The organism is uncultured Campylobacter sp. (assembly GCF_938017775.1).
Classification (GTDB): Bacteria; Campylobacterota; Campylobacteria; order Campylobacterales; family Campylobacteraceae; genus Campylobacter_B.
In genome coordinates this window covers 1-16503 of record NZ_CALIIU010000062.1, presented here as the reverse complement: position 1 = coordinate 16503, position 16503 = coordinate 1, and the positions used below count along the sequence as shown (strand labels likewise).

Below are 16503 nucleotides of genomic sequence, written 5' to 3'. Positions count from 1 at the left end.
TATTTGGGCGTTGATGTGCAAACGCTTAGGAACTGGAAAAAGACGCGACCTAATTTGTATCGCGTTATCATGCAGGGTCTTGCGATAGACGATGCCACCGAATATATGCGCAAAAGCTACGAAAAGCTTTTAGAATTTTCAAACGAAACTAAAGATAAAAACACGAAAGCTCCTTAATCTTATTGACATTGTGTTGCGCGTTTGCAAAGTATTCTTTAAAATTATGACTTTAATACTATAAAATTCCTTAATTTACCTGCTGCAAATTTAAATTTCGCTACAATCGCTTTTTAAAATTTCGCGCCGAGTGCGCGCAAAAAGCTAAATTTAAAGGATCAAGATGGATTTTACGATAGACGCCGCAGACGGCGCGGCGCGCGCTTGCACGATCCGCACGGCGCATAGCACGATCCGCACCCCCGTTTTTATGCCGGTCGGCACCGTGGGCGCGGTCAAGGCGCTCGATGCGACGGACGTAGAGCAGCTCCTGGGCGCGCAGATCATCCTTGCCAACACCTATCACATGTATCTGCGACCGGGCTCGCGGATAGTGGCGGGCTTCGGCGGGCTGCACGGATTTACGAAATTTCCTCACTCATTTTTGACCGATAGCGGCGGCTTTCAGGCTTTCAGCTTGCGCGCAAACACCAAAAACGACGAGGGCGGCATAAAATTTAAAAGCCACATCGACGGCAGTATGCATTATTTCACGCCGCGCTCGGTGCTGGATACGCAGTATGAGCTAAACTCCGATATTATGATGATTTTAGACGACTTGGTGGAGCTGCCGCGCGAGCCTGGCGCACTTAGCAGCGATGATAGATCGCGGCTTAAAAAGCGGATCGATCTAAGCGTCGTGCGCACGATAAAATGGGCTCGCGAGGCGATAGATTATCACGAGGCCATGAAATCTCGCGGCCTGCACGCTCATCAAAACATCTTCGGTATCATACAAGGCGGCACTGACCCGCAGGCGCGCAAATTTTGCGCCGAAGCGCTGTGCGAGATGAGCTTTGACGGGCTTGCGATCGGAGGGCTTAGCGTGGGCGAGAAAAACGAGCTGATGTACGAAACCGTAGAGACTATGATGCCATACGTCGATGCGGCGCGCCCGCGATATTTGATGGGGGTCGGCACGCCCGAAGATCTCGTCGAAAACGTCGCTCGCGGCGTGGATATGTTCGACTGCGTGATGCCTACGCGAAATGCGCGCAACGGCACACTATTTACGAGCTTCGGCAAGATCAGCATCAAAAACGCGGGCTTTATCAGCGATCACGATCCGATCGATCCGCACTGCGACTGCTACACGTGCAAGCGCTTCAGCCGCGGCTATCTAAATCATCTATTTCGCGCGCGCGAGCTTAGCTTTTACCGCCTCGCGAGCATTCACAATCTGCACTATTACCTGCGCCTTGCCGCGGATATGAGAGAGGCGATCATGCACGGGCGGTTTGCGGAGTTTAGGCGGGAATTCTACGCCGCACGAAGCGGAGCGCGAGATTAAATTTCGGCGGGCGAGGGCGTTTAAATTTGATATGCTAGTCAAATTTTACGCCGTAGCTGCGGTGACGGGGCGGAATTTTAATACGGCGCGCGGTTAAATTTAAACGCGACAAAATTTTGGCATTGAAATTTTAAGAGCTGCGGCGCACAGGGCTTGTAGCTTTAAATTCCGTACTTAGGCTTTGGCATCAATTAGAGTTTTATTTTGGCAAAATTTTATTATGATAGAGCTATGTCTTGGAATTTTGCCGTAGAATGCGATGTGAAATTTGGCTTTGAATTTCGTGCCGAATTGCGTGGATAAAATTTTCTGCGTCGATATGTGCTGAGCGCGCGAGATTTAAAGATGGATTTTAGCGGTAGGATTTTACAGACGCTATGTAAAATTGCTATGACTTTTGTCAAATAAAAGAGGGCATTGCATCGAAATTTCGCGGACATTGGTGTATTTTTGCAAACGAGCGTTACGTGTAAAAAAACACGTATATTGCTTTAGGGCGCGCGATCTGCTCCTAAATTATGAAATTTTATTGTGATAAAATTTTAATGCGGTAGAATTTTACTTTGATAAAGTTCAAATCCCCTCTAAATTCTGTCTTAGTGCTAAATTTTGCGATGAAATTTTGAGCAGAATTCAATCATAGTAGAATTTCATCATAACTAAATCTGCGGTAAAATTTTGTAGAATTTATTTTTTGATCCGCCTTAGCATACAAAATCCAAGGAAATAAAGCGGCGACATAACGATAAAAATTATGATGTATCTCCACGCCGTGCTTGCAAAAAATAGCCCCGTTAGCTCCATAAATTTTATCGATGCGCCAGTATAGCGGTCGCCGATGCCGATGAAAATAATAGCCGCGAGCTCCACAAGTAGCGCAGGAGCAAATAGGATCGAGCCTGCAGTTTTGAAAAACATAAACGCAAACGCCTTGAACTTATAATAAAACGAAATGAGCCCAAATCCGATCACGCCGCAGATGAAAATCTGCTCGAACTCATCCAGCCCCAGGCTCTTATCCTGCAGGATCGTAGAGATGACGCACAGGATGATAAAGACGTTGTAATTCGCCATTTGACGCATCGGGTATTGATCGTGCGTCGCTATGGAGAGTAGGTTTATCGCGCGGTTAAGCGGCAGCAGATAAAATAGCGCAAAACTAAGGAAAATCAGCAGATCCATTACCATATAAACCGTGTCTTGATTGACGTAGTCTTGGATCTGCGAAAAAGATAGAAATATGCTTGCGATTTGCGAGCGGAATATCAAAATAATGACTATCGGCGCTATGGGCAGGATTATGGATTTAAGCCCTTCCTTGCGGATAGATGAAGTATAAATTTTACTCTCGACACTTTGCGTAGTGCGCAGATCGTCGGTTTGGACGAACTCAAATCCAAAGAATTTCGGTTTTTTTGCACTAGCAGGCTTGGCTTTGCGGTTAAATTTAAATTTATTAAATTTTTTTGCGACCTTCGTTTCTTTTACGGCAGATATATCGTTCGTAATATTTTCGGTGGAGCTTTGAATAAATGGCGCTTCGGATATATTGTCTTCTCTAAAATCCTTATCGCCAAAAATTTCATCGTTTTGCTTTGCAGATTCTTTTGGCTGTGGGGTTACTTTTTGCGCTACGCGGTCTTTGGATTTAGAGCCCTCGACGCGCTTTATATTTATCGCGCTGGATGCTAGCGTGTCGAAGCTTACCTCATCGCCGTCGGTTAGGCTAGGATCGCGTTCGCCAAGCATTTCGTAGCTATACTCGACCCCGCCCGTGGCGACTATGACATTTTCACCTCTGATAAATCCGATAAGTCTCATATACTAACATTCCCCGATTTTTTAATGAGAAATATTAGTCAAAATGAACTTAAAAAACGATTATTCTACGGTGACGCTTTTGGCTAAATTTCGCGGCATATCCACGTCGTTGCCAAGTCTGACGGAGATTTCAAGAGCTAGAATTTGTAAAATTATCATCATCTCAAAAAACTCGCTCATTGCGTGGCTCTGCTCGCTCGTTTTGATAAAATCGTCTGCGATCTCTGGCTCTTCGGGACTGATCGCTAAAATATACGCATCGCGCGCTGCAAGCTCTTCGACGTTACTTTTGGTTTTTTCATAAAGCACATTTTTAGGCATCAGCGCAACCGTAAAGAGATTAGAATCGGCAAGAGCGATAGGTCCGTGCTTCATCTCGCCGCTCGGATAGCCCTCCGCGTGCAGATAGGAGATCTCTTTGAGCTTGAGTGCGCCCTCAAGAGCGAGCGGATAGAAAATATCGCGCCCGATAAAGAAAAAGCCGTGTCCGTGCAGATAGTGCTTGCTCATGCGGTAAATTTTATCCTGCAAGCCGTCTTTGATCTTTAAAATTTGCGGGATATGAAGCATCGCCGAAATTTCAGCGGAATTCGTGCGCGCCGAGATGACTTCGCGCAGATTTGCAAGATACACCACAAACATCCATAGCACCATAACCTGCGTCGCAAAAGCCTTCGTAGATGCTACGCCCTTTTCGATGCCTGCGCGAGTTAGGATAACGCTGCCCGCCATGCGCACGATCGAGCTGTTATCGACGTTGCAGATTGCAAGCGTCCTAAGACCGGCTTTTTTAGCGATGTGCAGCGCCTCTAAGGTATCGGCTGTCTCGCCACTTTGCGAGATCACGATAAATAAGGAATTCTTGTTCAAAAATGGTTCTTTATAGCGGAATTCGCTAGCAACTTCCACTTTCGTGCGGATTTTAGCGATGCGCTCGAAAAGATACGAACTTACGAGCGCGGCGTGATAGCTCGTACCGCAGGCACATAGCACGACCTCGTCGATGCCCTCAAACATCGCCGCATCAAGTTCGTCAAATTTTATCTTACCACCCTTTATTACGCGCCCCATCATCGCTTCGGTTACGACTTGCGCTTGCTCGTAAATTTCTTTTTCCATAAAAAATCTAAAGCCCTCTTTTTGCGCGTAGCCTTTATCTTTAGGAAGCTCACTAAAGGCGCAATTATGCGGTTTAGAGTTTTTAAAAACGTCTATTTGTCCAAGCTTGGCAACGCCGTAAATTTGATCATCCAGATACGCAGCCGTATTCGCAAGCCCGATGAGCGGAGCATCCGAGGAGCTAAAGAAAATTTCGTTTTTATCGTTTTTCGCGACGATCAGAGGAGCCGCGTTTTTAGCAAAGAAAATTTCACCGGGTGCTGCCTTGGTGATCAAAAGCGTTGCGTAAGCGCCTTTTAGTCGTTTAATTGTGGCTTCATATGCCTTAAATGCATCGTTGCTAATCTTGAAATTTTTTTCAAAAAGATGTACGATCACTTCAGTATCGGTCTGGCTTAAAAATTTCACACCATCCGCTTCGAGCTCGTCCTTTAGCTCGATGTAGTTTTCGATGATGCCGTTATGTACGACGAAGCTAAAATCCCCAAAATGCGGATGCGCGTTAAGCTCGGTGGGCTTTCCGTGCGTCGCCCAGCGAGTATGTCCGATCGCAACGCCAAAGCCTTGCGAAGTGAAATCTTTCATCTTTTCTTCGAGATTATTCAGCTTGCCGACTGCTTTGAAATACTTTATATTCGCACTCTCATCCATCACGGCAAGCCCAGCGCTGTCGTATCCGCGATACTCGAGTTCCTTCAGTCCGTTTATTATGATTTTTTTCTTCTCTTCATTTCCGATGTAGCCTACGATTCCACACATTTTGCTTTCCTTGTTTAAAATTTGGCGCCCATTTTACTACGCTATTTTAAATTAACGAAATTCGGCTCTAAATTTAGTCCGCTTATCCGTTTTGTAAGCAAAAAATTATATAATTAGCACAAAATTTGGCTTGGGAAATTGATGGAAATTTTAGAAAAACTACAAAGCGGCGAGAGATTAAATTACGAAGACGGCGTGAAATTATGGGATTTGGATCTTTTCGATCTGGGCAAATTCGCCTTTGCTATTCGCAAAGAAAAAAACGGCAAAAACGTCTATTTCAACGCAAATCGTCATATCAATCCTTCGAATTTATGCGCAGATACCTGTAAATTTTGCGCATTTTCGGCGCACCGCAAAAACGAAAACGCTTACACGATGAGCGATGATGAGATCATGCGTATCGTGGACGAGACCGTAGCGCGCGGCACGAAGGAGATTCATATCGTAAGCTCGCACAATCCGTTCGTTACGCCGCAGCAATATTTGGGAATTTTCAAAGCGATAAAGCAAAAATATCCGCTTCTGCACATCAAGGCGATGACCGCGGCGGAGATCGATTACTGGCGGCGAAAGTGGAAGATGAACTACGAAGAGACGATAGAGCTGATGATGCAAAGCGGCGTGGATTCGATGCCGGGCGGCGGCGCCGAAATTTTTGACGAGCAGATCAGGGATCAAATTTGCAAAGGCAAGGTCTCAAGCGAGCAGTGGCTGCAAATCCACTCGCTGTGGCATGCGCGCGGGCGTCAGAGCAACGCCACGATGCTCTTTGGCCATATCGAAAGCTGCGCTCACCGCATAGATCACATCTTGCGTATCCGCGCGCTGCAAGATGAGAGCCTAGCTCGCGCTAACGGCGGCGGTTTCAACGCTTTCATCCCGCTCGTGTATCAGCGCGAGAATAACTACCTAGATGTGAAGGGCTTTTTGGGCTCGGTCGAAATTTTAAAAACGATCGCGATTAGTAGAATTTTACTCGACAACGTTGCGCATATCAAGGCGTATTGGGCGACTTCGACCTTAAATTTAGCTCTCGTGGCGCAGGATTTCGGCGCGGATGATCTTGACGGCACGATCGAGAACGAAAGCATTCAAAGCAGCGCCGGCGCCGGCAGCAAAAAGGGGCAGAGTAAGCGCGATTTTATCGATATGATCGGCACTTCGGGCTTTGTGCCCGTCGAGCGCGACAGCTTGTATAACCAGATCAAAATTTACGAATAAATTCTAAAGGAGGAGCAAGTGGAGAAATTCTTTCATCTCGCCGCCGCAAAAACGTCGGTAAGGCAGGAGCTTATCGCAGGGCTTACTACGTTTTTGGCGATGATTTACATCGTGCCAGTAAACGCTAACATTATGAGCATCGCAGGCATGCCGTTTGACGCGCTGGTTACGGCAACCGCGCTTATTACGATAATCGCGACGCTATTTAATGGGCTTTTTGCAAATACCCCCGTTGCGCTTAGCGTCGGCATGGGGCTAAATGCGTATTTTACCTTTGCGTTGTGCGTGGACGCGAAGATGCCGTGGCAGAGTGCACTTGGCATCGTAGCGATAAGCGGGGCGCTTTTTACCGTGCTTTCGTTTACCAATTTTCGCGTTTGGGTTATCAAATCTATCCCGCTTGATCTGCGCCGCGCAATAAGTGCTGGTATCGGGGCTTTTATCTGCTTTATTGGACTTAAGCAGATGGGCGTCATCGCGCCTAGTCAGGCGACGCTAGTAACTTTAGGAAATTTAAAAGATCTAAACGTTTTGCTTGGGATTTTAGGCTTAGCGGTCGTGCTGGTGCTTTTTGTGCTTAGAATCAAGGCGGCGTTTATCTTAAGCATTTTGATTACTTCGTGCGTTGCGTGGGTGGCTGGAATTTCGCCCGCACCGCATGGCATAGTAAGCGCGCCAAGCGGCATAACGCCGATATTTGCTAAGCTAGATATCCCCGGAGCGCTAAAGCTTGCGTTCGTGCCTTTTATAATCACATTTTTCGTTACGCATCTATTCGATAGCATCGGTACTCTAACCGGCGTGGGAAACCGCGCGGGGCTTTTTGGAGAGAATAGCAAAGACGGCATGAAAAAACTATCTAGAAATTTAACCTCCGATGCGATAGGAAGCGTCGCAGGAGCCGTTATAGGAACGAGCACGGTCACCGCATTTGCCGAGAGCGCGAGCGGCGTGGAAGCGGGCGGCCGCACGGGGCTTACCGCAGTGTTTTGCGCTATATTTTTTGTGCTGACGCTGTTTATGCTGCCGCTATTTAAGGCGATCCCGGCAAATGCAATCTATCCGATCCTCGTAATGGTCGGGGTTTTGATGTTTAGCGAGCTTGGCAAGATCGATTATAGCGACGCCGGAATTTTAATCCCTGCGTTTTTCATAGTGTTTTTGATGCCTTTTACCTACTCGATCACCAACGGCTTAAGCTTCGGCTTTATTGCTTATATCGTAGTTAGACTCGCTCAGCGCAGGATAAAAGATTTAAATTTCGGCGTTTTGACGCTTGGCGCGATTAGCGTTTTAGTATTTTTAATGCATTAAATTTTAAGGAAAGATATGAGATTTTATAGTTTTGACGAGATGGATCGCGACGCAAGAGTTATAGCAAAGCAGGTTAGGGACGAATTTATGCCCGATGCAATCGTGGCGATCGCTAGAGGCGGGCTCACATTCGGTCACGCGCTAGCCAATGCGCTTGATATGCGGACGATATTTTCGATAAATTCCATCCACTACGCAGATACCAAAAAGCTCGACACCATCGACGTTTTCAACGTGCCCGATCTGGAGCTTTACAAACGCGTGCTGCTGGTGGACGATATTATCGACAGCGGCGACAGCATGGTAGAGATCAAGCGCGTGCTGCTGGAGAAATTCCCGCAAATAGAGCTTAAAACCGCGGTGATTTTTTACAAACCTAAGGCGCTTATCCAGCCCGATTTTAAAATTTCAAAGACGGATGAGTGGATAAATTTCTTTTGGGAAAATTATACGATAGAGGAATGAAGCGGCGCGCGGTTAAATTTAGCGGCTAAATTTTAAAAGATTCGGCGGTTTAAATTTTATAAAATTCCGGTCGTAAAATTTAGGTCGTAAATTTAAAGTGCCCGCAGCAAGGATGAGAGTGAAGAAGCTTTATCAAAACGAAATTTTCGTAATCTCTATAATGTGCCTGTTTCAGGGCATATTTCTGCTTTATGCGATTTCAAATTTAAGCATCAGCTACTACGAGGCTGAAATTTTTTACGATAAAAAATCCCTCGTTTCGCTAATAGCAAATTTAAGCTGCGAAATTTTTGGGCGCAACGACTACGCCTTGCGCGCGCCGTTTATTTTGATCCACTTCGCAAACGCCGCGATGATCTATAAAATTTCAAAATTTATTCTCAAGCGCCGCTTCGATAGAGTGGTCGCTACGGCGCTATTTATGGCGCTTCCTGCATCGATGAGTAGCGCGATTTTACTAAATCCTGCGGGCATTATCATTTTTTTCACGCTGCTGGCGATCTATTTTGCAAAGAGCGAATACAATATCGCGCTTTTCGTGCTTCTATCCGTTTGCGCCCTGATCGATAAAGCGTTTTTTATGCTCTATGTAGGTTTTGGAATTTGGGCGCTTTATACGCGCAAAAAGGAGCTTTTGCTGCTTTGCATAGCGCTATTTAGCTTCAGTGTGATCTTTTACGACGTAAGCTCGGAAGGCAAGCCGAAGGGGTATTTTTTAGACACCGTGGGCGTTTTTGCGGGCGCGTTTTCGCCTTTAGTGTTTTTATTTTTCATCTACACGATCTATAGAATTTGGATCAAAGAGGAGAAGAGCCTGCTGTGGTTCATCGCTACAAGTGCGCTTTGTCTAACGATGCTTTTTTCGCTAAGACAGCGCGTGCCGCTTGAGATGATGCTGCCGTATTGCGTCATCGCTACACCTTTGATTATCCGCGTGCTTTTTAACTCATATCGCGTCAGGTTACCTAAATTTCGCACCTTTCACAAGATCGCCGTGGGTGTGACGCTGGTAAGCTTAGCGGTGAGTTATTTTGCAGTGATTTTTAGCGATGTGATGTATGAGGCGATGTTCGCAAACAAACCGCAGCGGCATTTCATCTATAAATTTGACGTAGCTAGGCAGCTGGCAAGTGAGCTAAAAAATCGTGGAGTAAAAAGCGTAAGCTGCGAAGACGAGAGGCTCTGCCTGCGCCTAAAATTTTACGGACTGCCTAGCGGGGATAGCGCTTTTATCTATGCGGATGAGCCGGAATATGTCTCGGATCATAAAAATTCGATACAAAATATAGATATTTACAAGCGAGGCGTGCGAATTGCGAAATTTTATGTTAAAATATAAACAAAATTTTTATGAAAGGTAAAAATTATGAAAAAAGCATTTACTATGATTGAGCTGATTTTCATCATCGTGGTGGTTGGAATTTTAGCGGCCGTGGCAGTGCCTCAAATCAATCGAAACAGTTTAGTGGAGGCGGCGGATCAAGTCGCTGCTCATATTCGTTACACGCAGCAGCTTGCGATGAACGATAATAAATTCGATCCCGACGATCCGAATTGGTTTAAGAAGCTTTGGAGGATTCAGTTTAGTTATACCAACGCTAAAGGAAGTGCGGAGGGTTGGACTTACACTGTGTATTATGATAGCACTATGAGCGGTAATCCTAACGGTAGTGCGGATCTGTCTGATCTAACAAGGGTTGATTTTGCCATAGATCCGCAAAATCCAAATAAAATTCTAAGTGCAGGTTTTCAAAATCAAGCGATAAATAGAAATGCTGAAAGAATCAATAAGAAGCTGAATTTAAGCAAAACCTACGATATTAGAAATGTCGAATTTACTAATTGTGGAGACCGGGCAAATCAAACTATAGTCTTTGATTCTTATGGGCGTCCTATGGGGCAGGTAGCGAACTCTAACGTGCCATATGATAAGCTTTTTGTAGGACAAAATCCATGCGTTATCAGACTTACTAACGCCGCGGGCGAGATCGCCGATATTTTTATCCAGCCCGAGACCGGATATGTAAATTATACTTTGGCTTCCAATACCGGTTCAGCATTGCAATAAAATTACGGTAGAAACGCTTAAGGAGAATAATGAAAAAATACATAATGACGCCGATTTATTACGTAAACGATGTCCCGCATATAGGTCATGCATATACGACGATTATCGCCGATACGATGGCTAGATTTTACCGTCTGCAAGGACACGAGGTGTTTTTTAAAACGGGCACCGACGAGCACGGCCAAAAGATCGAGGAGGCCGCAGCTAAGCACAGCCAGAGCCCAAAGCAGTACGCAGACGGCGTAAGCGCTAAATTTAAAGACCTGTGGGACGAGTTTGACATCAGCTACGATATGTTTTCGCGCACTACCGATGCCGCGCACGAGGCGGCGGTGCAAAACGTATTTCGCAAGATGTATGAAAAGGGCGACATTTATAAGGGCGAATACGAGGGCAACTACTGCGTAAGCTGCGAGAGTTTTTTCCCTTCCGCTCAGCTAATCGACGGCGAGTATTGCCCCGACTGCGGCAAAAAGACTAAAATTTTAAAAGAGGAGAGCTACTTTTTCAGGCTTAGCGCCTATGCAGAGCGGCTTTTGAAATGGTACGAGGATGAAAAGTGCATCCTTCCCCTAGGCAAAAAAAACGAGGTCATAAGCTTCGTAAAAAGCGGCCTGAAGGATCTTTCGATCACGAGAACGGGTTTTGATTGGGGCGTTAAAATTCCGCCCGAGCTAAATGATCCGAAGCACGTGATTTACGTCTGGCTGGACGCGCTAATGGATTATCTTAGCTCGCTCGGATTTTGTGCAGGCGGCGAGCGGATGGAGTATTGGAGCGACGCGCTGCACATCGTGGGCAAGGACATTTTGCGCTTTCACGCCGTTTATTGGCCTGCGTTTTTGATGAGCCTGGGGCTAAATATGCCACGCAGCATCGCAGCTCACGGCTGGTGGACGCGCGACGGCAAAAAGATGAGCAAGAGCCTGGGCAATGTCGTGGATCCGCGCGAGGTCGCAAACGCCTACGGGCTAGAGCAGTTTAGGTATTTCTTGCTGCGCGAGGTACCGTTCGGTCAAGACGGCGATTTTTCGCAAAAAGCGATTATAAACCGCGTAAATTCCGAGCTTGCCAACGAGCTTGGAAATCTACTCAGCCGTATCGTCGGCATGAGCGCGAAATATTCGGATTACATCATAAATTCTAAAGACGTGATGAAATTTTTCACCGCCGAGATCGAGGAAGCAAACTCCTATCTGAGCGCCGCACTTAACGCGCTTGAGGAGGTCGCTACCAATAGATACTTAGAGGAGCTTTGGAGGGCGCTTGCGCTCGCAAATGCTTCGATCGCGAAATACGAGCCGTGGAATTTGATGAAAAACGGCGAGCAGGCTAAGGCGTTGGCTCTCGTCGCATTGGTCGCAAATATTTTGGCGGGCGCTACGGTGCTGCTAAGCCCCGCGATGCCGCAGACTGCGGCGCAGATCGCGGATACGCTGGGCTTTGAAATATCCACTCCGCTTTATGAGAAGCTAGTGCTTCGCGGCGAAATTTTAGATTTTAAGGCTAAGCCGTGCGAGCCGCTTTTTACCAAGATCGATCACGAGCTAATGCCGAAAGCGGACTACGATAGGCTGGATGGCGCTGCAAATTCTGCGAGCGGTTCCGGTGCGGATGCTGCGGCAAAAGGCTCGCCAAGCTTAAACGCAAACGCTTCCGGTTCGAGCGCTACGGCGCAAGAAGCCCAAGGCGCGGCATCTGAAGCGCAGATCAAAATCGATGATTTTAAAAAGTGCGTTATCAAGGTCGGCACGATTTTGGAGTGCGAAAACATAGAGGGCAGCGAGAAGTTGTTGCGATTTATGATTGATTTGGGCGAGGAGAGGCCGCGTCAAATCATCAGCGGTATCGCGAAATTTTACGATCCTGCCGCGCTTGTCGGCAAGCAGATCTGCGTGCTGGCAAATTTAAAACCCGCTAAAATTTTTAAACATAGCAGCGAGGGTATGATTTTAAGCGCTGAGGACGGCAGCCTTACACTGCTTAGCACCCTCGCGCCCGTAAAAAACGGCGCAATCGTAGGTTAGCGATGAGGGCTCTAGCGCGCAAGGCTTCGAAGCTTGCTATCTACGGCGCGGCCGGGCTCTGCGCGCAAAAAAGCGGCGCTTCGGATAAAATTTTAAAGCTTTGCCGCCGCTCCTCCCTCGCTGCAAAGATCGGCGCGGGCGGGCTTGTATGCGCCACTCCTTTGGCGCTGAAGCTCGGTGCGGGGGTTGCTTTAAAATTTGCAGCGCGTAAAATTTTAACGCTAGGCATTTGCGAGCTGTCGAAGTCTGCCGCTTTAAAATGTGCAAAGCTTGGCGCGCGCGCGGTCGTGCGCTCATTTTCACGCACCGATAAATTTACGGACGAGCGCACGAAAAAGCATGTGAGTGCGGATGGCGAGAGCTCTAAAGCAAGCGCCGCATCGCGTAGAAAGCGCACGGCAGATGTTTCTAGCGCGAGCATTAAAAAGGACGCCTCGCTTTCCAAAAGCGTCTCTGCTAAAAAAAACACAGCGACAAAAAGCGTGCCAGCAAAAAAATCCCCGCTTACTAAAAACCCTGAACATATCGTAAAAACCGCATCGGCCGCTAAAAGTATCGCGCCCGCCGCAGCTTCTGTATCTGTCGCAAAATCAGCATCCGTAAAAAGCGTCGCGCAAAATACAATTTCCGCAGCTAGCGCAAAATGGGCACCCGCCAAAAACGAATCTCAGAATGCAAAATCTCGCCGCGTTGCAAAAAACACCGCTACGCCTACCGCAGCCGCCGCAAAAGACGTCGCCGCAACCACCGCAAGCTCCGCGCCTACCGCAAAGCAGCTGCACCGCGCCGCAAAGAGCGCGCTTCCTAAAAGCTCCGCCGCAGGGAAGTCGTAATGGTAAATTTATTAAATTTAACCCGTATCGTAAACGGAACGATGCTAAATAATCCCGCGATCTCCGCTGTCGAGAGCTTTGCGATCGAACCCGCAAAGGTTGCGAAAAAGGGCGCTTTCATAGCGCTCGGCGCAAACGAGCGCGACGTACGCACCGCGATCGATAACGGCGCGTACGCGATCATTTTCGATAACAATTTCAAGCCGCTTAACGACGAGATCGCCTTTATTAGGGTTGAAAATTTATGCTCGGCGCTCGTGCGACTGATAAAATTTTTAGGCGAGACGTGGCGGCACGGCTTCGTGCTGATAAACGAGGTGCAAAGCGAGATCCTGCGCTACACGAGCGTGCCTAAGAATTTGATGTTTACGCCGCGCAGCAAGGGCGAGCTTTTCATTAGCCTGATAAATGCCAAAGAGAAAAATATCTACTTCACCACCGACGCCGAGCTTTTGCAAAGCCTCGGTATCTCGCCCGTCCGGATCCCCGCGAGCGACGATTTTAGGCTGCTTTACGGCGGCTCGATATTTTACAGCAGCTTCGTTTTCGGCGGGCTTTATTATTCAAATTTAATCTTTCCGCAGTTGTTTTTGTCCGAGCTATGCGGCGTGATCGAGTATCTCTCGCGCAAAAAGATACCCTTTAAATTTCAAAACTTAAGCGCATTCGGCCATTTCGAGCCGATTTTTGTGGATAGATTTTTTAACGTTAGCTCGCTTGGCGGAAGCTATCGCGCCTTTATCGCCGAGAACGATCCTGAGCTTTTTGCGCGCGAGGCGGATTTTTTGCGGGCGAAATTCCGCGAAAAAATTATCGTCTGCGCTAGCTGGGAGGACCGATTGGACGGCACTAAGATCGACTTTCGCTTCAATAAGCTAAGCGCGCTAAAAAGCCTGCCCGAGTTTCACTACGCGCTGGTTTTTGCGGAGAAGAGCGCGATCTTGCAGCTTCTAAATCAAAAACCGCAAGAAAAAAATCTATTTTTTTAAAGGCAGCGGATGCAGAGCTTTGATGAAATTTTAAACGGAAATTTTTGGATAAAGAGACTTTACGAAAACGGGCTATTACGCGAGGTAAAGGAGCAGATCGGCACCGAGCTTGAGATAGCGCACGCAAGTTACATCGAGGTCAAAAAGGAGCACTCGCAGGCGCTGCTTTTTACGAACGTACGAAACGCGCAGGGCAAACAGATGCCGCCGGTGCTAACTAATATTTTCAGCTCCTTCCCCGCTCTAAATTTAATCCTAGGCCGCAAACCTGACGAGATCGCTGCCGAGATCGAGAGCCTGCTAAAGCCGAAGCGTCCGCAAAGCTTCGGCGAAAAGCTTGATTTTTTAGCGCACTTAATCTCGCTGCGTAAAATTTTTGTAAAGCGCCTTAGCGGTCGCAGCGAGTGCCAACAGGTCGCGCATCTGGGCGCCGATGTCGATTTGGGCGAGCTTCCTGTGCTTAAGACCTGGGAGGGTGACGGCGGCGCGTTTATCACGATGGGGCAGGTCTACACGAAGGATATGAACTCGCAAACGCAAAATCTCGGCATGTATCGCCTGCAAATTTACGGGCGCGACCGCCTTGGGATGCACTGGCAGATACACAAAGACGGCGCGGGCTTTTTCGACGAATACCGCAAAGCTGGGCGCAAGATGCCCGTATCCGTGGCGATAGGCGGCGATCCGCTCTATATCTGGTGCGGTCAGGCGCCGTTGCCGAAGGGGATTTTTGAGCTGCTGCTTTACGGCTTCATCCGCCGTAGCCCCGCTCGCCTCGTAAAATCGCTTACGAACGAAATTTACGTTCCCGCCGATGCGGACTACGTGATCGAGGGCTTTGTCGATCCCGCCGTAAGCGAGCCGGAGGGGCCTTTCGGCGATCACACGGGATATTACACGCCGGTAGAGCCCTTCCCGGTGATGGAGGTTAGCGCGATCACGCACAAGCGCGCGCCCGTATTTCACGCCACCGTTGTGGGTAAGCCGCCGCTTGAGGATAAATTTATGGGGTACGCGACCGAGCGGATCTTTTTGCCGCTGTTTCGCACGAGCGCGCCCGATCTGATTGACTATAAAATGCCCGAAAACGGCGTATTCCACAACTTGATTTTGGCTAAGATCGCCGTGCGCTACCCGGCTGCTGCCAAACAGATCATGCACGCGTTTTGGGGCGTGGGGCAGATGAGCTTCGTAAAACACGCCGTTTTCGTGCCGCAGGACGCGCCGAGCTTAGATGAGTACGAGGCGCTTACGAAGTACGTCCTAAACCGCATAGGCGCGCGCAGTCTCGTTTTTAGCGAGGGTGTGTGCGATCAGCTCGATCACGCAAGCCCGAACTCCTGCTTCGGCGGTAAGCTCGGCATCGATGCGACGACTGATTTAAGCTCGCAGGCGCCGCAAATTTTAAGCGATGAGGAGCTGCTAGCGAAATTTCAAAGCGAGGAGCCCGCCATTTTGGCACTTAAGCAGCACTTTTACGATACTAAAAACCCGCTCGTGCTGATAAACATAGACAAAAAAGAGCTCGTAGAGCGTAGCTGGCGGCGGCTTTTAAAATTTAGCGAGAATTTTAAAATTTTGATTTTTACCGATGCGAGGAACGACGCGAGCAACCTCTATATGAGCGTTTGGCGTGTCGTAAATAGCATCGATGCGCTGCGCGACGTGTTTGTGGCGCAGGATGATCGCATCTGCATCGATGCTACGAGCAAGCACGAGTGGGAGGGCTATACGCGCCGGTGGCCACAGGAGACGCTCTGCAGCCGCGAAGTCGTAGCAAGCCTCATAGAGCGCGGCATCGTGCAAAACGAGCCCGAGCTATTTAAGAAATTTGAAATTTTTTGAGGGCGCGGGGCGAAATTTTCGTGCAGATTTGAAATTTTAAAATTTAGCTTTGATTTTAATGGTCGTGCGTTAAATTTAGATGGAATTTTGTCTAAATTTACGGGCTCGAAGCGATAAAATTTCATAAAATTTGCTGCGGCAGAAATTTAAAATTTCAAAAATTTTTATAATGGCGCAAAAGCCTGATATAGCGCAAACAGACGCAAAATGAAAGGACATAAATGATAGAGTGGATACAAAATTTTTTTAGCGGAGTGATTCCGAAGCTGCTACTAAACGCGACGCTGGAGACGCTGTATATGACCTTCGTAAGCACGGGTTTGGCGTTTATTTTGGGGCTCGTGCTTGCGATCGTGCTTATCCTTACGCGCCGCGGCGGACTTTGCGAAAACCGCATCGTTTACGCCGTGCTGGATGTCGTGATAAACACGCTGCGAAGCTTCCCGTTTATAATTTTGTTGATCGTGCTCTTTCCGCTTACGAAGCTTCTTGTCGGCACGAGCATCGGCACCACCGCGGCGATCGTGCCGCT

Annotated in this window: 12 protein-coding genes and 1 pseudogene; 11 read left to right on the top strand and 2 right to left on the bottom strand. The window is 47.9% G+C overall.

Annotated elements, in window-relative coordinates; genetic code table 11:
- Positions 1–340 precede the first annotated feature (340 nt).
- A complete protein-coding gene (gene tgt / locus Q0537_RS08485) occupies positions 341–1507 on the top strand; it encodes a tRNA guanosine(34) transglycosylase Tgt (protein WP_299227099.1) in 1167 nt (388 codons plus the stop codon).
- Between the two features lie 687 nt (positions 1508–2194).
- On the opposite strand, the gene Q0537_RS08480 is transcribed toward tgt, so the two are convergent.
- Both Q0537_RS08480 and glmS read right to left on the bottom strand, forming a co-directional pair.
- A complete protein-coding gene (locus tag Q0537_RS08480; protein WP_299227096.1) occupies positions 2195–3328 on the bottom strand; it encodes a hypothetical protein in 1134 nt (377 codons plus the stop codon).
- A 60-nt stretch (positions 3329–3388) separates the two neighbouring features.
- Positions 3389–5206, bottom strand: a complete 1818-nt coding sequence (gene glmS / locus Q0537_RS08475; protein ID WP_299227093.1) for a glutamine--fructose-6-phosphate transaminase (isomerizing) — start codon at positions 5204–5206, stop codon at positions 3389–3391.
- Positions 5207–5344: 138 nt separating this feature from the next.
- On the opposite strand from glmS, the gene mqnE reads away from it, so the two are divergent.
- The 10 genes and pseudogenes from mqnE to Q0537_RS08425 all read left to right on the top strand — a co-directional run.
- A complete protein-coding gene (gene mqnE, locus Q0537_RS08470; protein ID WP_299227090.1) occupies positions 5345–6430 on the top strand; it encodes an aminofutalosine synthase MqnE in 1086 nt (361 codons plus the stop codon).
- Between the two features lie 18 nt (positions 6431–6448).
- Positions 6449–7744, top strand: a complete 1296-nt coding sequence (locus Q0537_RS08465; protein ID WP_177386696.1) for an NCS2 family permease — start codon at positions 6449–6451, stop codon at positions 7742–7744.
- A 15-nt stretch (positions 7745–7759) separates the two neighbouring features.
- Positions 7760–8209, top strand: coding sequence for a phosphoribosyltransferase family protein (locus Q0537_RS08460; protein ID WP_005871628.1), 450 nt, complete (start codon positions 7760–7762; stop codon positions 8207–8209).
- Between the two features lie 112 nt (positions 8210–8321).
- Positions 8322–9548 (top strand): hypothetical protein, encoded by a 1227-nt coding sequence (locus Q0537_RS08455; protein WP_299227087.1) that lies wholly within the window; start codon positions 8322–8324, stop codon positions 9546–9548.
- A gap of 45 nt (positions 9549–9593) precedes the next feature.
- Complete coding sequence (locus Q0537_RS08450; RefSeq protein WP_299227084.1) at positions 9594–10277, top strand: type II secretion system protein; 684 nt, start codon at positions 9594–9596, stop codon at positions 10275–10277.
- Between the two features lie 29 nt (positions 10278–10306).
- Positions 10307–12304: a methionine--tRNA ligase gene (metG, locus tag Q0537_RS08445; RefSeq protein ID WP_299227081.1), complete on the top strand. Its 1998-nt coding sequence runs from the start codon at positions 10307–10309 to the stop codon at positions 12302–12304.
- Positions 12305–12306: 2 nt separating this feature from the next.
- Positions 12307–13137, top strand: a complete 831-nt coding sequence (locus tag Q0537_RS08440) for a hypothetical protein (protein ID WP_299227077.1) — start codon at positions 12307–12309, stop codon at positions 13135–13137.
- Positions 13137–14126, top strand: a complete 990-nt coding sequence (locus Q0537_RS08435) for a hypothetical protein (RefSeq protein ID WP_299227074.1) — start codon at positions 13137–13139, stop codon at positions 14124–14126. The genes Q0537_RS08440 and Q0537_RS08435 overlap by 1 nt, the downstream gene beginning before the upstream one ends.
- A 9-nt stretch (positions 14127–14135) precedes the next feature.
- On the top strand, positions 14136–15971 hold the full coding sequence (locus tag Q0537_RS08430; protein ID WP_299227071.1) for a menaquinone biosynthesis decarboxylase: 1836 nt from the start codon (positions 14136–14138) through the stop codon (positions 15969–15971).
- Positions 15972–16192: 221 nt separating this feature from the next.
- A pseudogene (locus tag Q0537_RS08425) lies at positions 16193–16503 on the top strand (methionine ABC transporter permease); the annotation flags it as partial.

Coding starts and splice junctions, on each gene's coding strand:
- Q0537_RS08455 (WP_299227087.1), top strand. CDS start 8,322: ATGAGAGTGAAGAAGCTTTATCAAAACGAAATTTTCGTAATCTCTATA.
- Q0537_RS08480 (WP_299227096.1), bottom strand. CDS start 3,328: ATGAGACTTATCGGATTTATCAGAGGTGAAAATGTCATAGTCGCCACG.
- glmS (WP_299227093.1), bottom strand. CDS start 5,206: ATGTGTGGAATCGTAGGCTACATCGGAAATGAAGAGAAGAAAAAAATC.
- metG (WP_299227081.1), top strand. CDS start 10,307: ATGAAAAAATACATAATGACGCCGATTTATTACGTAAACGATGTCCCG.
- Q0537_RS08440 (WP_299227077.1), top strand. CDS start 12,307: ATGAGGGCTCTAGCGCGCAAGGCTTCGAAGCTTGCTATCTACGGCGCG.
- Q0537_RS08430 (WP_299227071.1), top strand. CDS start 14,136: ATGCAGAGCTTTGATGAAATTTTAAACGGAAATTTTTGGATAAAGAGA.
- Q0537_RS08460 (WP_005871628.1), top strand. CDS start 7,760: ATGAGATTTTATAGTTTTGACGAGATGGATCGCGACGCAAGAGTTATA.
- Q0537_RS08450 (WP_299227084.1), top strand. CDS start 9,594: ATGATTGAGCTGATTTTCATCATCGTGGTGGTTGGAATTTTAGCGGCC.
- Q0537_RS08435 (WP_299227074.1), top strand. CDS start 13,137: ATGGTAAATTTATTAAATTTAACCCGTATCGTAAACGGAACGATGCTA.
- tgt (WP_299227099.1), top strand. CDS start 341: ATGGATTTTACGATAGACGCCGCAGACGGCGCGGCGCGCGCTTGCACG.